Genomic DNA, 17,458 nt, shown 5'->3' on the forward strand with positions numbered 1-17,458 from the left:
CTGGAGACGTTTCCGTTGCTCCGGTCAGAATCAATTCATTTGGGAATTCAGACCCCTACTGATAGCGCAGGGTAAAGCCTGCGATCGCGCAATTCTGCCAGCGCCTTAAGAGCTTCAAAAAACGCGGACTAAAAGCAACTGACCAGACATAATTTTCATGCCCCCAAAATGGTTGAGCAATGGGGTTGCCTGCCAAATACCATAACCGCACTGTGTTGTCAATACTGGCACTAACAATTTTCTGCCCATCGGGACTAAAGGCGATCGCAGTGACAGAACCTTCGTGATCCTGCAAGGAGTGATTGATCTGGTTCCCCTTGATATCCCACAACTGGATTTTCCCTTCACGACTGCCACTAGCAATCTTTTAAGCGCTAAAATTAACGTCGCTACCAACTCAACGGTTAAACTTAAAGCTTCACCTATTTACAAAATAATGCTCTTTAAAGTATTAGGAATTGCATTATTTGGTGGAGTAGTAGATTGAATAATCGGTGGAGTAATGGTTTTGGCAATCAGAGTAAAGCCTTGGGCTGCACCAGAATTACCATCATCAGCACCAACAACCACTTGATAACTGCCAGCCACAGGGTTAGCCCAAGTTAATAAACCCGTATTGGCATCAATAGTCATGCCATCTGGAGCCGAAAGCAGCTGATAAGTAATCGGATTATTGTCCGCGTCAGTGGCAGCTACCTGGTAATTATACGTATGACCAACAGCAGCCAAGAATACCGGAGTTGAACTGATCGCCGGAGGATGATTAACAGGAGTAGTACCAGCAATTAAAGTGTAGGTTTGATTAGTGCTAGCACCCTCGTCATCAGTAGCAATAACTTGGATATCGTATTTTCCAACTTGGTTTGCGGTAGGTGTCCACTGAATTAAACCATCTGAAGTAATAGTCATCCCTGATGGTTTACTACCCAAAGTGAATCTTAGGGCATCATTTTCTGGGTCAGTTGCCAAAGCCTGATAACTGTAACCTTGTCCGACCCCAGCAATGGTAATCGGTGTCGAGACAAATTTCGGCGGACTATTAATGCCATTGACATGGATTGTAAATTCTTGGACGTTGTAAGCACCGTAGATATCTGTTGCTTGAACACTAACTGTGGTATCGCCAATTTGATTAGCTGTTGGTTGCCAAACAATTGTCCCAGTTTGTGAATCAATTACCATACCTTGCACAGTGTCTGAGACGAGACTCCATGTTAAGCGATCGCCATCTGGGTCAATTGCTGTAGGCTTGTAAGTATAGGTTCGACCAAGTGAGGTAACTGTACAAGGTGTAGAAGTAATAGTGGGAGGTAAGTTTGAGAGTTGATTGCTGACTTGAATTGTCCAGCTTTGGGTAGTAGTACCACCTTGTCCATCACTGACTTGCACGCTAACTGAATTGTTACCGAATTGACTAGCAGTTGGTTGCCAAACAATAACTCCTTGATTTAAAGTCATACCCACAGGTGCATTTACTAAGCTGAAGGTAAGGGGGTCGTTATCTGGGTCAGTTGCTTGTAAATTGTAGATGTAGGGGTTTTGGGTTTTTGTACTTGTGCGAGGTGTAGAGGTAAATACTGGTGAATGATTAACATGAGCTAAAACAACAGTCAAGTTGACTGATTGCAAATTAGAATTGCCAAAACTGTCTTCAACTTGAATGGAGAATTGTTGATTGCCCAATTGGTTAGCAGTGGGTGTCCAAGTTAACAGTCCAGTGTTGGCGTTAATTACCGCCCCACTTGGTGGATTAACCAAAGAAAAGGTTACGGGGTCATTGTCGCGGTCGGTGGCAGTGGTTTGATATTGGAATGGTTTACCTATTTGTGGCTGGGTATTATTTGGCGATGTCGAAGTGAAGACAGGGGGATGGTTATTTGGTACTAATTGGACTTTAAGATACTGAAGTGCTTGTCCTCCCCTACTATCTGTAGCACGTAGCAAGACGTTGAATTCTACATCAGTGGGGGCATAAGCACCTCTACCAATAGCTGTGAGACGGGCTTGTTCTGCGTATAAATCTTGGTAATATTTATCGACTTGGGCAGATGTGGGAGACCAAACGACAATGCCATCATGAGCCAATACTGCCATACCTTCGGGAGCAGTTATTAAGTCGTAGGTAACGATATCTGCGTCTGGGTCACGAGCGAAGGCATTGTAACGTAGTTCAAGATTTGCTTTTATTAGAGTAATAGCAGGTGGCGTAGTGACGAAAATAGGATCTTGATTGGGAGGAATAATGGTGGCTTGAGTAATGCCAAATAAATTATTATCCGTTTCTCCTGCGGTTGTAATTGTATCAGTCCACACATTTGTTGTGGGTGTGGTCATGGTGTAGCCGCTAGGTAACATTGTGCGGACTGTGTAAGTACCCGGTAGCAGATCCTTGAAGGTAAAGTAGTATTTGCTGTTGGTATCTAAGCTATTGGGGGTCTTATCCTGTTGGGTAATTTGATAAGATTCTCCTGGGTCTAGCTGACCGTTGTTATTTTGGTCAAGGTAGACGGTAACGCCGTTCATGAATGGTTCTTTGGCGTAGCGGTCATCAAAACCAGAAAAGATATCTGTCAATTCGTTGATATCGACAACTTGAATAGCATTGGGGTCAAGTTCAAGTAAAGTTGAATAGGTAGATGCGGAACCAATGGCAAAAGCATTCAGATTTCCGCCTTTACTCAAAACGTCATTGGCTAGGGTTTTTGCCACTGTTGGGTCTAGATAGCCGTAGCCATCTGACATATATATAACATTTGGCGTTCCTGGTAGTACGTTGATTAAGGTGTCAATTTTTTGGACGACTTGAGTAAATTTGCTGCTACCCCCTGATGTGTAACTGTTGAGTATTTGTAAATAGTCGGGGATGGCATTATTGTCAAAGTCGGCAAGGGCTGTAGTGTAGGTAACTAGTCCGGTATGAGCAGCCGGATTCATGTCTTGAATAGTGCCATCATTGGTGAAGGGGATGAAGCTAATTTTTACCTTGTCGCCGCCACCCATTGCAATGATGGCATCAATTGTGGCTTGAATTGCTGCTTTTTCGGCGTCTAAAACGGTAAAGACATCTTTGTATTTGCCATTCCCGTGGAATGGGGCGATGGTACTACCGGAAACGTCAATGGCAAAGTTCAGCGATCGCTAATCAAACTCAGGAGCAGGTAGAACAGGGTTATTCAGCTACGTTGTTAGTTGAAAACTCGGTTTCAGTTGAAGAAGTCAAAGCAGATCATGAGGGTGAAGGTTCCGGCGTGCCTGTCACCAACGCTGAAAAATGGTCGCATGAGGCGATTGTTACAAGGTCAAATATGCGACCGGAGCGTATGCAGAAACTCAAAGTAGCAGGAAATTGGGGGCAGAATCCGGGGTTTGACTTTTTGCAGGAGTGCTGGAATGATGATCCGGCTTTGAGGATCGTGATCAAGAAACTGGTGGCGAAGTGTCCGCAGTGGGGGTTGGTGGCGGTGGATGGGGTGCTGGTGAAGTGGGAGGAGTAGCAATGCACATGGCAATCGGGTAAAACGCGCCTTATTTTCTAACAAAGATTAATAGAATTATTCATCATCATCCTCAAGTTTTTCTAAATAAATAATAAATTCATCGAAAGATTGGGCAACTAGATATACTTCTTCTGGGTATCCAAATTTTTCACTGTCATCAACTATTTCCTCCGCGTCATGCTGCCAAAAATAAATATAACCTCGATCTTCTCTATTTATAGAAAGACACACAAGGTTGCCCATCCTATCACAAGCAATAGGCAAAAAATTAGGAGGAATTCTGTCTTTAAAAGTATGGTAATTACGAATTAAGTCATAACTATCACCTGGTAACATACCAAAACATACACTAAGTACTTGTTCATCATCTACTTCATTTGATTCTAAAAGAGGATACACTACATCAGTAAAGGCAAAACCACCATAATTTAATAAAAAATCTAAATAATTAGCTGGTAAACTATTACTTATCTGATTTTCAAGATTTTTTATATATTCTGAAGAATCCAAACTTGGTTTATGATTTCTGATGTAATAACCTTCAAGCAACTTTATTTTTTGTTGGTATTTGTTCATAATGGAAATTTTTGTTTCAACAGTAAATGAAGGATTCTATCTTGTTGTACCCAATCTCTGTCGAGCTTGAGAAGCACCGCCAGAATGGATTACATTATCATGTAAATCTCTATTAAGTAACTCCTAGCTCTGAGATAATCTAAACCAGTCTGGCGATCGCGTTGTTCCCCTGCAAACTGATAAGAATTAGAAGAAGTACCCGTACTAGAAAGCAGACGACCGTAAGCATCGTAAGTATATGTATCAACAACCTGTCCCGTTGCATTTGTCAATACGCGAGTCGAACCCAAGCCATCAGTGTGATAGTAATTTTCATTGCCAGTGCGATAGCGAAGCGCTGCTGCAAGCAGATCGCTCTTAATTAATCCCAGTCCGTAAGTATACTCAGCAGTAACTTGACCATTAGCGTCATATTCCAGTAAAACCTGAGAAACACTACGCATGGGGTCTACCAAATAGTTGGTTCTGACCCCATCAGCAATACTAGCAACGCGATCGCCCGACGCATCGTAGATATATTGCTGGTGTGAAGTACCATTAGCATTAGTAGTGGTAACACCAACCAAACGATTCTCGCCATCGTTAATCCAATCGTAGGTGACGCTGTGCGATCACACTAAAATGTAATGTACAACCCTTTTTCTAAAGCTAAAGCGTCTGAAAGCATTTTTTCTACAATAGCTATATTAGGTAGAGTCTTTAACTGCTCTTCGGATAATGAATCAAGCAATTTAAAATTTTCCTTAACTTGTTCTGGAGATTGAAAATACGAACCTAGTTTTCCAGGATCGAAGTAATTTTCTGCTGAACCAAATGGCCTACCTAGTAAGGGAGATATATCTAGATTTAATTCTTGTAAAAGTGCATCATTAATTTTTTCCCAACCATAGCCAATACCTATGTCACTTTTAGGGTCATAGTATTTAGTAATTGCAAAATCACCGTACTCATTTATATCGTCAACCTCAATTAATTCTTTCCAATAATAATTCAAAGGTTCTCCTTCGTAAGGATCTTTTAAATATGACAAGTTCCTTTCAATGAAAGCTATTAAATTCTCATTTTCATCTGTCCAAATAGCATTTTCCAACACATCGGATAACTCGTTATTAAAGTCATCATAATCAAATATAAAAGCTTTATGCTCAATCGTCATTTTTTGAACCTGATAATTTATGGTAAAAACTCACTGGGATCGTGCAAATCAGTTTTAATTAATTGTCCAGTTTTAGGATCATATCGAGGCTTTGAATTGTTCCCCCTTCCCGCTTCGGGAACAGGGTTAGGGGGTTACGTCTATTTGTATACCTGTACCTCACTGGATTGAAAATGGCTATAGTACTAAACAAGTAATGATGCGCTGTAGTAATGCATAAAATACCAAATAGCATATTTATGTTCTTTTGGATTAGACACACTAAAACGGCTTTTTAGAATTAAATACTCTTGGCTGAATCTTGACCTATAAAATTCAGAAATTGGCTCTCTTTAAACGGCAAAAATAACGGATTTTTACTTTACTCAACTTCTCTAATAAATGTTTTCAAATATTCATAATATTTAGAATCTTCATTCTCAAAAATCTCCTTTCCTTCTATCATATAAGCTCTTGCAAGCTCATCTTGAGCACGCTCAAAATTACCAAGCTCAAATTTGGCTTGTCCTAATTTTAAGTGAACATAAGGGTTTCCAATTGCATTTGGACAATACATAGCTTCTTGAAGTGCATAAGATGCATTTTCATAGTCACTCATGAGTAAATATGATTCGCCAATGGTTGTCAACAACCAAGTAGATGCTGTATAAGCTTCAAAGGGTTCAGGTATCAAATCAAAAGCTTGATGATAACTTTCAATCGCTTTTGCAAATTCTTTAAGCTCTGCATAAGCATCCCCTTGCCTACACAGTTCTAAGATTCTAGAGTAAATATTATCATCAATATCAGGATAATATTTCGGGCTATCTTTCGATAAGTTCATAAATTTTTGCGGCTATTCAGATTTCAGGTCGTCTATAACGTTCTTTGGCTTTTCCGCCTCTAGAACGGTTAGGCCCGATAGGCTCAAGTATGTAGTTATTAGGATCATTCATAAAATCTCTTACTTCTGGTGATTTTTTACCATATTTATAACCTACTTCGTTCCACCATTCAACTGCTGACTTAATATGGCTCATATCAGTATCATTAATGTGATACCAACTTCCATTATCACCTAAAACCTCTATGTGTTCTCCATTATTTCTAATTTTTCCTTCTGTTCTCATGCGCTCAATAACTTGCTGACCAACAGATGAATCTTTGTTGGGATTCGGACCCATATAAAAATCTCGTCTTCCACCCCCTACGATTTTTGCTGCTTCCTCATCAGAAAGTACTTTAAACAAGTCTTTAGATGACTCAAGATCAACCTCAGCACTAACCCCCATCCGCCCCCAACTACGCAAAGTTCCATTGATGTCTATTGCCGCAGCAAAGAACTGCTTGGTTCCCTTGAAAGCAAATGGAGCAAAAGGCGCTAAATTGAAAGCATCACTCCACTCTAATTGCCCTTCGCGGAAATGAGTTCCAGTCTGCCAAGCACTAACTCCCGTACCAATCGCATCATAAGTAGTTGCTAACCATTCGTCACGCCCCATGCTAAAAGTCAGATTCTCAGGCGTGGCAGCACCGAGTATCATCGCCACCCCAGTTCCAGCCACTTGCCCCATATTCCACATGAAGCCAGAATGATTTTGTTCTGCAACTTCTCCATAAAGCCAGCTTCTAACCTTTGTAGAAGCACCAAAGCTGACAGTATTAGCAAACCCAGCCACCCATTGGTCAGTCAGATTCAGCAAGTCCTCACCACTGGCTCCATTCAAAGCAGCCCCAGTCAAATAACCAGCACCAGCACCGACACCAGTTGAGGCAGCTAATGTACCAATAATTGAGAAAACAGCGCTCAAATCTCCCATCGTCTCATGTCCAGTCGGGTCAATGAAATTGACTGGATTGGCATTAGCATAGAGATAGTTGTGCTGGCTCATTGGGTCATCCATAAACCCAGCAAAGCTATCCTTGGAAATAAACCTTCCTAAATCAGCGTCATAATACCTAGCTCTGAGATAATCTAAACCAGTCTGGCTATCCCGTTGCTCTCCAGCAAACTGATAGGAATTAGAAGAAGTACCCGTACTAGAGAGCAAACGACCGTAAGCATCATAGGTATAATTATCAACAACCTGCCCCGTTGCATTTGTCAATACGCGAGTCGAACCCAAGCCATCAGTGTGATAGTAATTCTCATTGCCACTGCGATCGCTCTTAATTAATCCCAGTCCATAAGTATACTCAGTGGTAATTTGACTATTAGCGTCATATTCCAGTAACACTTGAGACACACCACGCATGGGGTCTACCAAATAGTTGGTTCTGACCCCATCAGCAATACTAGCAACGCGATCGCCCGATGCGTCGTAGATATATTGCTGGTGTGAAGTGCCATTACCATTAGTGGTGGTAACGCCCACTAAACGATTCTCGCCATCGTTAATCCAGTCATAAGTGACAGTTTGTGTTCCATCACTGCGACTCTTCATAGAGCCATTGTTGTCGTAAGTAAACTGAGTAACAATACTAGCTTGAGATAAAGAAGTTAGGCGATTATTGCCGTCGTAAACATAAGTAGTTAGCCCTTCAGCAGAGTCAGTCCGGCTTAAACGGTTGCCAACTAGGTCAAATGTATAGTCAATAGTGCGATCTGCGCTTCGCAGCAGCGCTTCTCTACGAGACGCTCCGCGAACGCTATCGCCATTTGTCGAGTCAGTGCTTTCATGAATTAATCTTTATAATTCACAGGCTCTACCCAAATTGGATGCCTTGGCAAGCGATTGCCACATGAGGGGCAAGGAAGCACAGGATATCTTTCAGCAGCTTTCATAAGAGTGAAATCATCTTGATTTATCCCATCTCCAAAATATAGACCTATAATCATAGGATTAGCTGTTTTTCCTCGCCAATTGCAAAAACTACAGGTTAAAGTTTCCAAGTGGACTCTTTGAAAGTTTGATTCTATATCAAGAAAAATATATGGCATCCATTTCTTTCCAGATGATATTTTTCCAAGCCCCAAGTGAATTTCAGGGTACTTCTGAGCAAATTCAAGTGCTGACCAAATAGAATCTAAAATAGCCAGTGGACTATCATCAATAAGTGGATTTAGTTGTAAACTTTCCCAGTCCATCTGACTAGGAAATAAGATTTGTTGTCCGTCAATGTAAGTATGTTTTATACTAGGTTTATTTGAGTTCATAATCTTTTAAGTAAGATTAAATAATTTGTTATTAAAATGTAGCAAAGCACGAAACATAAATTCATGGGGCACTCACCCTTAAAAACGTGAGATTGAAGCAAATCAACTTTGTATCTTGCGCTGCGTGTCTTGATACAATTCTTCTTTTTAAACTGGGATTTATGCCCAAAACTAAAGTTTTCATTCATAATTATTTCGTCCGGCCTCCGACCTCGTAATCTTTGCCTTCTCTTAATAAAGAGTATAGCGCCCATCGCTTTGGTAGAAAATAAGCTAAACCACTAATTACCTCTGTTGTACTAATAATGATATTTACAAATCACAAAAAGTCGGCGGGAAAGCCCTCTCCAACAAGAGGGGTGGGATGAACTCAACAAAACTTACAATTTATTTAATGCATTTGTTCCATACCGAATTAAGTATTCGCTTTCTCCAGAACCGGGAAAAGTTTGAGGAATGAGTATAGATTTTGGCACATTACCTTGAAAAACAGTTGAACCGAATGTACCTACTACATCGGGTTCAGAGGTGACTGAAATAAGAGTTCTCCTAAGTTTAAAATCTCTAGGTAGCTCACCCCCATATAATCCATGAACTTGAGCAAAATCATTTTCATTACCCCATATTTTTAGCCATTCTTGGTGTACAGATTTAGCGTGTTCTATTGCATCTTTAATATTTCCACCATTTTCCATGTACCGTGTCTGGGCAGCATCACTTAAAATATATCCACTTTCTTCAAAAATGTATTTTTCAAGAGATATATCTGTACCTCGGAAAATAGGTAAATTTATTGCACCTGTCTCACTTGTCCATCCTGCTTGATAACTGCGATAACGGTTCTGCAAGTAAGAAATAACTTGCATCTTGCCCCAACTACGCAAAGTTTCATTAGCATCCATCGCCGCAGCAAAGAACTGCTTGGTTCCCTTAAAAGCAAATGGAGCAAAAGGCGCTAAATTGAAAGCATCACTCCACTCTAATCGTCCTTCGCGGATATGAGTTCCAGTTTCCCAAGCACTAACTCCCGTACCAATCGCATCATAAGTAGTTGCAATCCAGTTAGAGCGACCCATGCTAAAAGTCAGATTCTCAGGCGTGGCAGCACCGAGTATCATCGCAACCCCAGTTCCAGCCACTTGCCCCATATTCCACATGAAGCCAGAATGGTTTTGTTCTGCAACTTCTCCATAAGGTTATTAACCCTGTTTTGTTACTCTAGGAAAACAATAATCGAAGCCAAATTATAAGACTTTGATTTAATCCAGGTTTGAGGCTTTATTTTCTAACATCAACTAGAATTTATAGACAAAAAGTGTAAATTGAAACCCCGTAACCGTTTGGGCGATGGGATTCTCCCAAAGTAACAAAAAAGGGTTAATCTAGTTTAGTTATAGACGTAAACTAATGAACTAATTTTTCATAGAAACGCTGGTTAACCAGTTCGCGATAAGTTTTAAGATCATCTTGCCAATTTAGTATTAATTTATATAAATTTTGTAGTCGTTCTTGTTTACCTCCACTAATCTCATAAGGAAAATTCCCGGAGAACAAGACAGCTGCTTGAGGTGTATTATCGGGTCGTCGCAATTTAACGTCGTCGATCTTCAAGTTGAATTCACCCTGTTTTAGAGTATAAGCTAGGCTGAGAGTTGCTCTCACAGGTTGGCTGCCAAACTCGTGCCAGTCTCCTGGAGACAGTAGTGCGGTGACAATATAGTTGCAGTTTGCAGTTTCACCTTCATCCTCAAAAGCAAAGAAACTGCTGGGGTTAATTCCTATGCCCTGGTAGTCTATATTAGGAAGGGTTTCAATGTACTTCCGAACCAGCGTTGGTAATTGGATGTCTTCTAAAGCTTTCCCTTCTATAGTTTGTGAAAAGGTAACAGTATCGACTTGAGCCGAGATGATGGTGCTATTAGTAAATTGTACTCGACACATTTGAGAGTCAAGTATTGGAGGTTCGAGTAACTCCCAATTTGAGGGGACAATGCCGCTGCAAATTAGAAAATCTGGGGTAAGTAGAGTGGGGTTATGGTTTTTAGCGGTAATGGCTATGGCGAGTTCTTCAAAGATTAATTTTGGCATCATAGGACTACTCATTTGTCTATAGAGAAATTTAATTTATATAATTGCAATGTTCTTTTAACGGACACTCAACACAGTAAGGTTTTTTAGCCGTACAGACAATAGCCCCAAAATCTAGCAACGTCAGATTCCACTTTCCGACTTCCGTATCAGGAGCAAGTTCATCAGCTGCTTTCCAAAGCATTTTGCAACGAGATTTTACCCGATTGCCCTGCAAACCAAAAAATCGCTCTAATATGCGAGCAACATTAGTATCAAGTACGGCTAACGGCTGTCCAAAAGCATTAGCACATATAGAACGTGCTGTATATTTGCCTACTCCAGGCAAGGCGAGTAATTGAGTTTCTACTTTAGGAATTTTACCTTCATATTTTTCAACAATATCTTGAGCTGATTCATGTAAACGTTGCGCTCGAAAGTAAAAACCTAATGGTTGTAAAAGTTGAGCAATTTCTTCTACTGATGCTATTGCTAAAGTCTTTAGGCTAGGATATCGAGAGATAAAAGCTTGGTAAATTGGAACTACTTTAGAGGCTTCAGTCTTTTGTAGCAGAAACTCAGCAACAAAAATAGCATAAGGGTCTGTTGTACGTCGCCAAGGAAAATCTCGGAAGTGCTGTTTTGTCCAAGGAGTAAGTTGGTGGCGTAACCACTGAAGTTTAACTATACTTAAATACTGCACAGTGTACTCTTGAGATTGCAAAAGTGGACTCATCTTTCTGTTAAAAGGAAGTTCGTATAATAGTGCTAAACGATACTTTCGTGAGACTAATCTAAGCTATCAGTTAAACTATAGGACTAACTTTCTGTAATTAGTCTACAAAGTAGAACTTAAGGTAAATCAATCAGACTTTTTCCTTGATTATCAAATGAAGTGCGAAGCCATTGTAGAAAATTACGATCTAATTGTCCAACATTTTTTAAACTTTGTAAATCTTCGCTTTGTTTTGCGATTTCTCGCATGGCAAACGGGTGCTTAGTAAATTCTTCTTTTTGCTCTTCAAGTGATCTTTCATCCCACCAATTAGGATCTTCAATATCTTTCATGGCAGAGAGATATCCATCAATTGTGTTCATTACACATTTTGGCACTTTAATAATATTTTTTGGTGTTGGATCGAGACAGGCTTCCAAAATGAAGCAAATTGCAGAAGCAGCTTCCTGTGCTTCAACATCATACTGCGATCCTGAAACATCATCGGCCTTGGGAACTGTTTCCTCGCATACTTTCAATAGTTGACGAATTTGTTTGGCATTTACTGGTTGTCCTTCAAGAAATAACCATACTTCATTCAGTGCATTTCTAAGGATAGAAGGATCGCCCCAACCATCTTCTTGCTTCACAAGAGCATAGTTAGGGAAAAGCCTTTCACAACAGCTAGCAGCAAATGCAAGTCTGTGAACAGGTGATAATTTTGTTAATTCTGCTTCTAAAACATCAAATTCGTAAAGTTGAAGATTCATCTTATTTATAGTGTTATTGCTATCAAGGCAGTGGTGCAGAGGGAGGAATATTTCCTTTATAGCCCACATACAAATTACTAGCTGGTGTTATTCCTCCTTGTAACATCCTTAAATGGCAAGTAGGACAAATACCTTCTGGATGGCTGACTCCAATTGCTTCTATTGTCCACCCTTTTCGTTGACCATATTCAATCATATTCTGTTCTGCATGACTTTGAAATTTACTGTTGGAAGGAACTCTGATTTCTCGTGCTTCTTCCATCGCTCCTTTTTGTGCTTGAGAAAAACGTCCGCTGCTTGAGGAAACAGCAGTCATTGCTTCTCCTTCCGAAGTGATAATTCTTCCAACAGCAGTTGTTCTCAATTTAAATGCTTGAGGATCGTCCGCTAACAGGTTATGAAGTTCCTTAGCTCTTTGCTGCAATTCATCGTTGCTAAGTATACGGGGATTACTTCCACTATTACCACCTAAAGAAATTGCACCTGTTTCACTGTGATAGTAATTTTCATCGCCACTGCGATCGCTCTTAATTAATCCCAGTCCATAAGTATACTCAGTGGTAATTTGACTATTAGCGTCATATTCCAGTAACACTTGAGACACACCACGCATGGGGTCTACCAAATAGTTGGTTCTGACCCCATCAGCAATACTAGCAACGCGATCGCCCGATGCGTCGTAGATATATTGCTGGTGTGAAGTGCCATTACCATTAGTGGTGGTAACGCCCACTAAACGATTCTCGCCATTGTTAATCCAGTCATAAGTGACAGTTTGTGTTCCATCACTGCGACTCTTCATAGAGCCATTGTTGTCGTAAGTAAACTGGGTAACAATACTAGCTTGAGATAAAGAAGTTAGGCGATTATTGCCGTCGTAAACATAAGTAGTTAGCCCCTTAGCAGAGTCAGTCCTGCTTAAAAGGTTGCCAACTATAGCTATTTACTTTTAATCATCCGGTTCTACATGGCTAAAATTTGGAATTCGTCTTGAAATTTCTTCTGCTGACGTATTAAAAGGGATCGATTGAACTTTCTCAGGAATACGCACTCTGGATATATGTATTCCGTGTAGACAAAATGGACACCATATTGCCATATAACCAATTTTAGTTTGAAAATCTCCAACAAATTGAAAATCTACTCCCAATTTATGGCAACTTGGACAAGCTAAGACTGTTACATTGGGCAAAGTGTTGTTAATGTCAGTCGCTATAGACATCCATAGGTGAAAAAGATTTTTTCTATTCTTCTTCATGTTAATTACTTCTGATTATTGTTTACTCTATAGTAATCCCACCAAGTATCTTCAGAACCATATGCAGCTTTTTCACGTAAAAATAATTCCTCTGCATCATTAGTTGCACCAGAAATTTTAACCTGATAAACATGAGTTCTTTCATGTCCAAGAGTTTTAACTAGACTTTCGTAGTTCTCAAATGCGCTAGGATATAGCTGAATTTCTTTTCCAGATGGAGGTGTATAGCCATATACACGTCCTATTAATTCAGGATCTCTTACTATTTTTACCTTAATTTTATCAAGCCCTATACCTGCCTGTTTAGCAACTTTTTTTACAGTCCTTTGCTGCATTGGTACTTCTAAATCCTGAAATGCTCCAACATTTTTGTCTCGACGGAATAGCGGAAAAGGTTCATATATATCATCCCACAGAGTACTAACCCTCATCCGCCCCCAACTACGGAAAATTCCATTAGCATCCATTGCCGCACCAAAGAACTGCTTAGTTCCCTTGAAAGCAAATGGAGCAAAAGGCGCTAAATTAAAAGCATCACTCCACTCCAATTGTCCTTCGCGGAAATGAGTTCCAGTCTGCCAAGCGCCAACACCAGTACCAATCGCATCATAAGTAGTTGCAATCCAGTTAGAGCGACCCATGCTAAAAGTCAGATTCTCAGGCGTGGCAGCACCGAGTATCATCGCCACCCCAGTTCCAGCCACTTGCCCCATATTCCACATGAAGCCAGAATGATTTTGTTCTGCAACTTCTCCATAAAGCCAGCTTCTAACCTTTGTAGAAGCACCAAAGCTGACAGTATTAGCAAACCCAGCCACCCATTGGTCAGTCAGATTCAGCAAGTCCTCACCACTGGCTCCATTCAAAGCAGCCCCAGTCAAATAACCAGCACCAGCACCGACACCAGTTGAGGCAGCTAATGTACCAATAATTGAGAAAACAGCGCTCAAATCTCCCATCGTCTCATGTCCAGTCGGGTCAATGAAATTGACCGGATTGGCATTAGCATATTGATAGCTGTTTTGGCTCATGGGGTCATCCATAAACCCAGCAAAGCTATCCTTGGAAATAAATCTTCCTAAATCTGCGTCATAATACCTAGCCCTGAGATAATCTAAACCAGTCAGACTATCGCGCTGTTCCCCTGCAAACTGATAAGAATTAGAAGAAGTACCCGTACTAGAAAGCAGACGACCGTAAGCATCGTAAGTATATGTATCAACAACCTGCCCCGTTGCATTTGTGAGTACGCGAGTCGAACCCAAGCCATCAGTGTGGTAAAAAGTCTCATTACCACCCCGTTCGCTCTTAATTAACCCCAGTCCGTAAGTATACTCAGCAGTAACTTGACCATTAGCGTCATATTCAAGTAACACCTGAGAAACACCACGCATTGGGTCTACCAAATAGTTGGTTCTAACCCCATCAGCAATACTAGCAACGCGATCGCCCGACGCATCATAGATATATTGCTGGTGTGAAGTGCCATTAGCATTAATAGTGGTAACGCCAACCAAACGATTCTCGCCATCGTTAATCCAGTCATAAGTGACAGTTTGTGTTCCATCACTGCGACTCTTCATAGAGCCATTGCTGTCGTAAGTAAACTGAGTAACTTTATTTACAAGAGATGAAGAAGTCAGGCGATTATTGCCGTCGTAAACATAAGTAGTTAGTCCCTCAGCAGAGTCAGTTCTGCTTAAACGGTTGCCAACTAGGTCAAAGGTATAGTCAATAGTGCGATTGCCATTTGTCGAGTCAGTAATTTGCTCTTGAGTGAGCCGGTCGAGATTATCATAAGTATATTCAACAGTACGTCCAGTATTTTCTACAACTTTTTTGCGATTACCTACTGCATCTAGGGTGTAACTGTAGCTGGAGATGATATTTCCGCCTGAGTCCCGATCATCTAAGTACTTTAATTGATTTCGCTCATTGTACTGACGATTTTCTACCGTACCATTTGCGTTGGTTGTGCGAATGAGACTGCCTACAGCGTTATAGTCATAATCTGCCAGTGTTTTACCAGCTTTAATTACCTTGTCCAGTCGATTGAGTGAATCGTAAGTATAATTGACAGTGCCTGCACTTGTGGTTTGGCTAGTTAAGTTACCCAGCACATCATAGCCGTAGCCAATAGCTTGCCCGTCAGGGTTAGTAATCGATGCCAAGCGATCGTAGTTATCGTAGCCATAGCGGGTAACTCCTCTGCCATCTGTAACTGTGGTAATTTGGGAAGTAATTGAGTCGTAAGTATACGAAACGGCTGCCACATTTTGGTTTGAGAAAGACTTGGTAGAGAGTCGCCCGTATTGGTCATAAGCATAATTGATGGTATCGCCATTAAAGTCTGTATCGCTTTTGACTTGCCCCAAATTGTTGTAGGCAGTCTGCTGACGCTGACCTAGTGGAAGGATAGTTCCTACTTGGCGATTAAAAGCATCGTATTCATACTGTGTAGTATTACTGTTGGCATCCTCAACACCAGTCAACCTACCATAAATGTCATAGTTGTAATTGGTAGTTGCGCCATTGGCTAACTCGATAGCAGTAAGTTGGCTGAGATTGTTGTATGAATATTGCTTGGAGTGTTGATTAGCATCCGTTTCGCTAATTACTCGGCTGTAGCGGTCATATTCAACTCCTGAACGTTCGCCAGTTGCGGCAATAATAGCAACTTGACGACCGTATTGGTCGTATTCAAATTTGGTGGAATGACCTAAAGCATCGGTGACTTGAATGAGTTTACCGCGTTGGTCATAAGCATATTCAGTCCGATTGTTTAGGGCATCAATCGTTGCTTTGACGCGACCAAATTCATCATATTCGTAGCTAGTTTTTTGCCCTAACTCATTCGTTTCGGTTTGAACACGGCCTAATCCATCATAAGCAACTTGACTCTTGCTGCCATCAAAGTAAATTGTTTGTGTGGCACGGGCTTTATCATCGTAAATAAAGCGAGTAGTACGGTTTTTGGCATCAGTAACAGTCTCAATCTGACCGCCAAGATTGTAGGTGTATGTGGTGTAGTTACCTAAAACATCTTTCTCGCGTTGCAGTCGTCCTAAATCATCATAAGAAAACTCTTCACGATTGCCAAAGATATCAATTTGTGCTTTAACTCTTCCGGCGGCTGTGTATTCGGTGAAAGCCTTGGGATTGTCGTTGGGATTATCAGGCGTTTGGTCGGGTAGAATTGTTTCTATTAATCTGCCCAACTGATCGTAAACGTAACGAGTGATCAGTCCAGTCGCAGAAGTTTGTTGAATAACACGCCCAGCGTCGTCGTATTTAGTTTTACTTTGCGGATTGTCATTCGGATTATCTGGTGTATTGTCTGGGAAGATGACATCGGTGACTCGTCCTTGTTCGTCATAGAAATACTGAGTACGGTTGCCCAGACTGTCTTGGGTGAAGGTAATTTGTCCGAGAGTATTGTATTCAGTTTTGCGAACATTACCGTATTGGTCAGTAACTTGGGTAGTGCGACCATTATTGTCGTAAACGTAGCTGGTGGTAAGATTTTCTACACCGTGGTCTGTAATCACTTTAGCCGTTACATCTTTGACTCTGCCATCGGCATCATAAACAGAATCAACAACGTTGCCTTTGCTATCAACCATGTGATTGGGGTTGCCAAATTCATCATAGCCGTACTGCATTACTTGACCGTCTGGTGAAACTTGCTCGATTAAGCGTCCAAACTGGTTGTATTTATAGGTCGTCACCAAACCATCTGCATCGGTACTCTTAGTTAAGTTGCCGTGACTGTCATATTCTGAGAAAACAGTCAGTCCTGTAGGAGAGGTGATTGACAAAGCTTGACCCCGTTGGTTGTAGGTCGTGCGAATGACTTTACCTGCACCATCCTCGATAGTTAGAACGTTATCACGGCTATCATAGGTGTATTTAGTTACAATACCATCTGCATCAGTTTCACTCAACAGGTTATTGTCATCGTCATAAGTACGTGTGGTAATACCTCCTTTAGCATCAATTTCTTGCAGAATATTACCGCGTTCGTCGTAAAGATAAGTTGTGGAATTGCCCAAGACATCTAAAATTGTTTGGGTAGAATTGGTAGTGTCATAAGACATCTCGACGGCTTTACCATCAACATTTAAAACCTTCTTAAGCCGCCCGTCATCACCGTACTCGTTCTTGACACCAGTCCTGCCCAGGGGGTCGATGATTTTGTCCAAGTAATGCTGACGCTCTTGGTCATACTCCATCTGCGTAGTATTACCTTCCCGGTCTGTCACCGATATCAAATCGCCCTGAGC

Annotated in this window: 15 protein-coding genes; 1 reads left to right on the forward strand and 14 read right to left on the reverse strand. The window is 41.0% G+C overall.

Annotated features, from left to right (window positions below; all coding sequences use genetic code 11):
- Positions 1 to 55: 55 nt before the first annotated feature.
- Positions 56 to 295 carry a WD40 repeat domain-containing protein gene (locus V7K97_RS18710; protein ID WP_334802510.1) on the reverse strand — a complete coding sequence of 80 codons (240 nt, stop codon included), beginning with the start codon at positions 293 to 295 and terminating at the stop codon, positions 56 to 58.
- A gap of 131 nt (positions 296 to 426) precedes the next feature.
- Positions 427 to 3,000, reverse strand: a complete 2,574-nt coding sequence (locus V7K97_RS18715) for a putative Ig domain-containing protein (RefSeq protein WP_334802511.1) — start codon at positions 2,998 to 3,000, stop codon at positions 427 to 429.
- 89 nt (positions 3,001 to 3,089) lie between these two features.
- Here V7K97_RS18715 and V7K97_RS18720 point away from each other — a divergent pair, with 89 nt between their 5' ends.
- On the forward strand, positions 3,090 to 3,494 hold the full coding sequence (locus tag V7K97_RS18720; RefSeq protein WP_334802512.1) for a hypothetical protein: 405 nt from the start codon (positions 3,090 to 3,092) through the stop codon (positions 3,492 to 3,494).
- Between the two features lie 57 nt (positions 3,495 to 3,551).
- On the opposite strand, the gene V7K97_RS18725 is transcribed toward V7K97_RS18720, so the two are convergent.
- The 12 genes from V7K97_RS18725 to V7K97_RS18780 all read right to left on the reverse strand — a co-directional run bounded on the left by V7K97_RS18725 (position 3,552) and on the right by V7K97_RS18780 (position 17,407).
- Positions 3,552 to 4,073, reverse strand: a complete 522-nt coding sequence (locus V7K97_RS18725) for an SMI1/KNR4 family protein (protein ID WP_334802513.1) — start codon at positions 4,071 to 4,073, stop codon at positions 3,552 to 3,554.
- Between the two features lie 89 nt (positions 4,074 to 4,162).
- Positions 4,163 to 4,639, reverse strand: a complete 477-nt coding sequence (locus V7K97_RS18730; RefSeq protein WP_334802514.1) for a hypothetical protein — start codon at positions 4,637 to 4,639, stop codon at positions 4,163 to 4,165.
- Between the two features lie 50 nt (positions 4,640 to 4,689).
- Positions 4,690 to 5,229 carry a hypothetical protein gene (locus V7K97_RS18735; protein WP_334802515.1) on the reverse strand — a complete coding sequence of 180 codons (540 nt, stop codon included), beginning with the start codon at positions 5,227 to 5,229 and terminating at the stop codon, positions 4,690 to 4,692.
- Positions 5,230 to 5,590: 361 nt separating this feature from the next.
- Positions 5,591 to 6,052: a tetratricopeptide repeat protein gene (locus V7K97_RS18740; RefSeq protein WP_334802516.1), complete on the reverse strand. Its 462-nt coding sequence runs from the start codon at positions 6,050 to 6,052 to the stop codon at positions 5,591 to 5,593.
- 16 nt (positions 6,053 to 6,068) lie between these two features.
- On the reverse strand, positions 6,069 to 7,652 hold the full coding sequence (locus V7K97_RS18745) for an RHS repeat-associated core domain-containing protein (protein WP_334802517.1): 1,584 nt from the start codon (positions 7,650 to 7,652) through the stop codon (positions 6,069 to 6,071).
- A 239-nt stretch (positions 7,653 to 7,891) separates the two neighbouring features.
- Positions 7,892 to 8,365, reverse strand: a complete 474-nt coding sequence (locus V7K97_RS18750; RefSeq protein WP_334802518.1) for a hypothetical protein — start codon at positions 8,363 to 8,365, stop codon at positions 7,892 to 7,894.
- Positions 8,366 to 8,745: 380 nt separating this feature from the next.
- A complete protein-coding gene (locus V7K97_RS18755; protein ID WP_334802519.1) occupies positions 8,746 to 9,522 on the reverse strand; it encodes a hypothetical protein in 777 nt (258 codons plus the stop codon).
- Positions 9,523 to 9,769: 247 nt separating this feature from the next.
- Positions 9,770 to 10,468 carry a hypothetical protein gene (locus tag V7K97_RS18760; RefSeq protein WP_334802520.1) on the reverse strand — a complete coding sequence of 233 codons (699 nt, stop codon included), beginning with the start codon at positions 10,466 to 10,468 and terminating at the stop codon, positions 9,770 to 9,772.
- 16 nt (positions 10,469 to 10,484) lie between these two features.
- Entirely contained in the window at positions 10,485 to 11,168 is a 684-nt protein-coding gene (locus tag V7K97_RS18765; protein ID WP_334802521.1) for an A/G-specific adenine glycosylase, read from the reverse strand.
- A gap of 116 nt (positions 11,169 to 11,284) precedes the next feature.
- On the reverse strand, positions 11,285 to 11,917 hold the full coding sequence (locus V7K97_RS18770) for a DUF416 family protein (RefSeq protein WP_334802522.1): 633 nt from the start codon (positions 11,915 to 11,917) through the stop codon (positions 11,285 to 11,287).
- 22 nt (positions 11,918 to 11,939) lie between these two features.
- Positions 11,940 to 12,719: a hypothetical protein gene (locus V7K97_RS18775; protein ID WP_334802523.1), complete on the reverse strand. Its 780-nt coding sequence runs from the start codon at positions 12,717 to 12,719 to the stop codon at positions 11,940 to 11,942.
- Positions 12,720 to 13,180: 461 nt separating this feature from the next.
- Positions 13,181 to 17,407, reverse strand: a complete 4,227-nt coding sequence (locus V7K97_RS18780) for an RHS repeat-associated core domain-containing protein (protein ID WP_442938917.1) — start codon at positions 17,405 to 17,407, stop codon at positions 13,181 to 13,183.
- Between the last annotated feature and the right edge of the window lie 51 nt (positions 17,408 to 17,458).

It is taken from the genome of Nostoc sp. (genome assembly GCF_036917815.1).
GTDB lineage: Bacteria > Cyanobacteriota > Cyanobacteriia > Cyanobacteriales > Nostocaceae > Nostoc.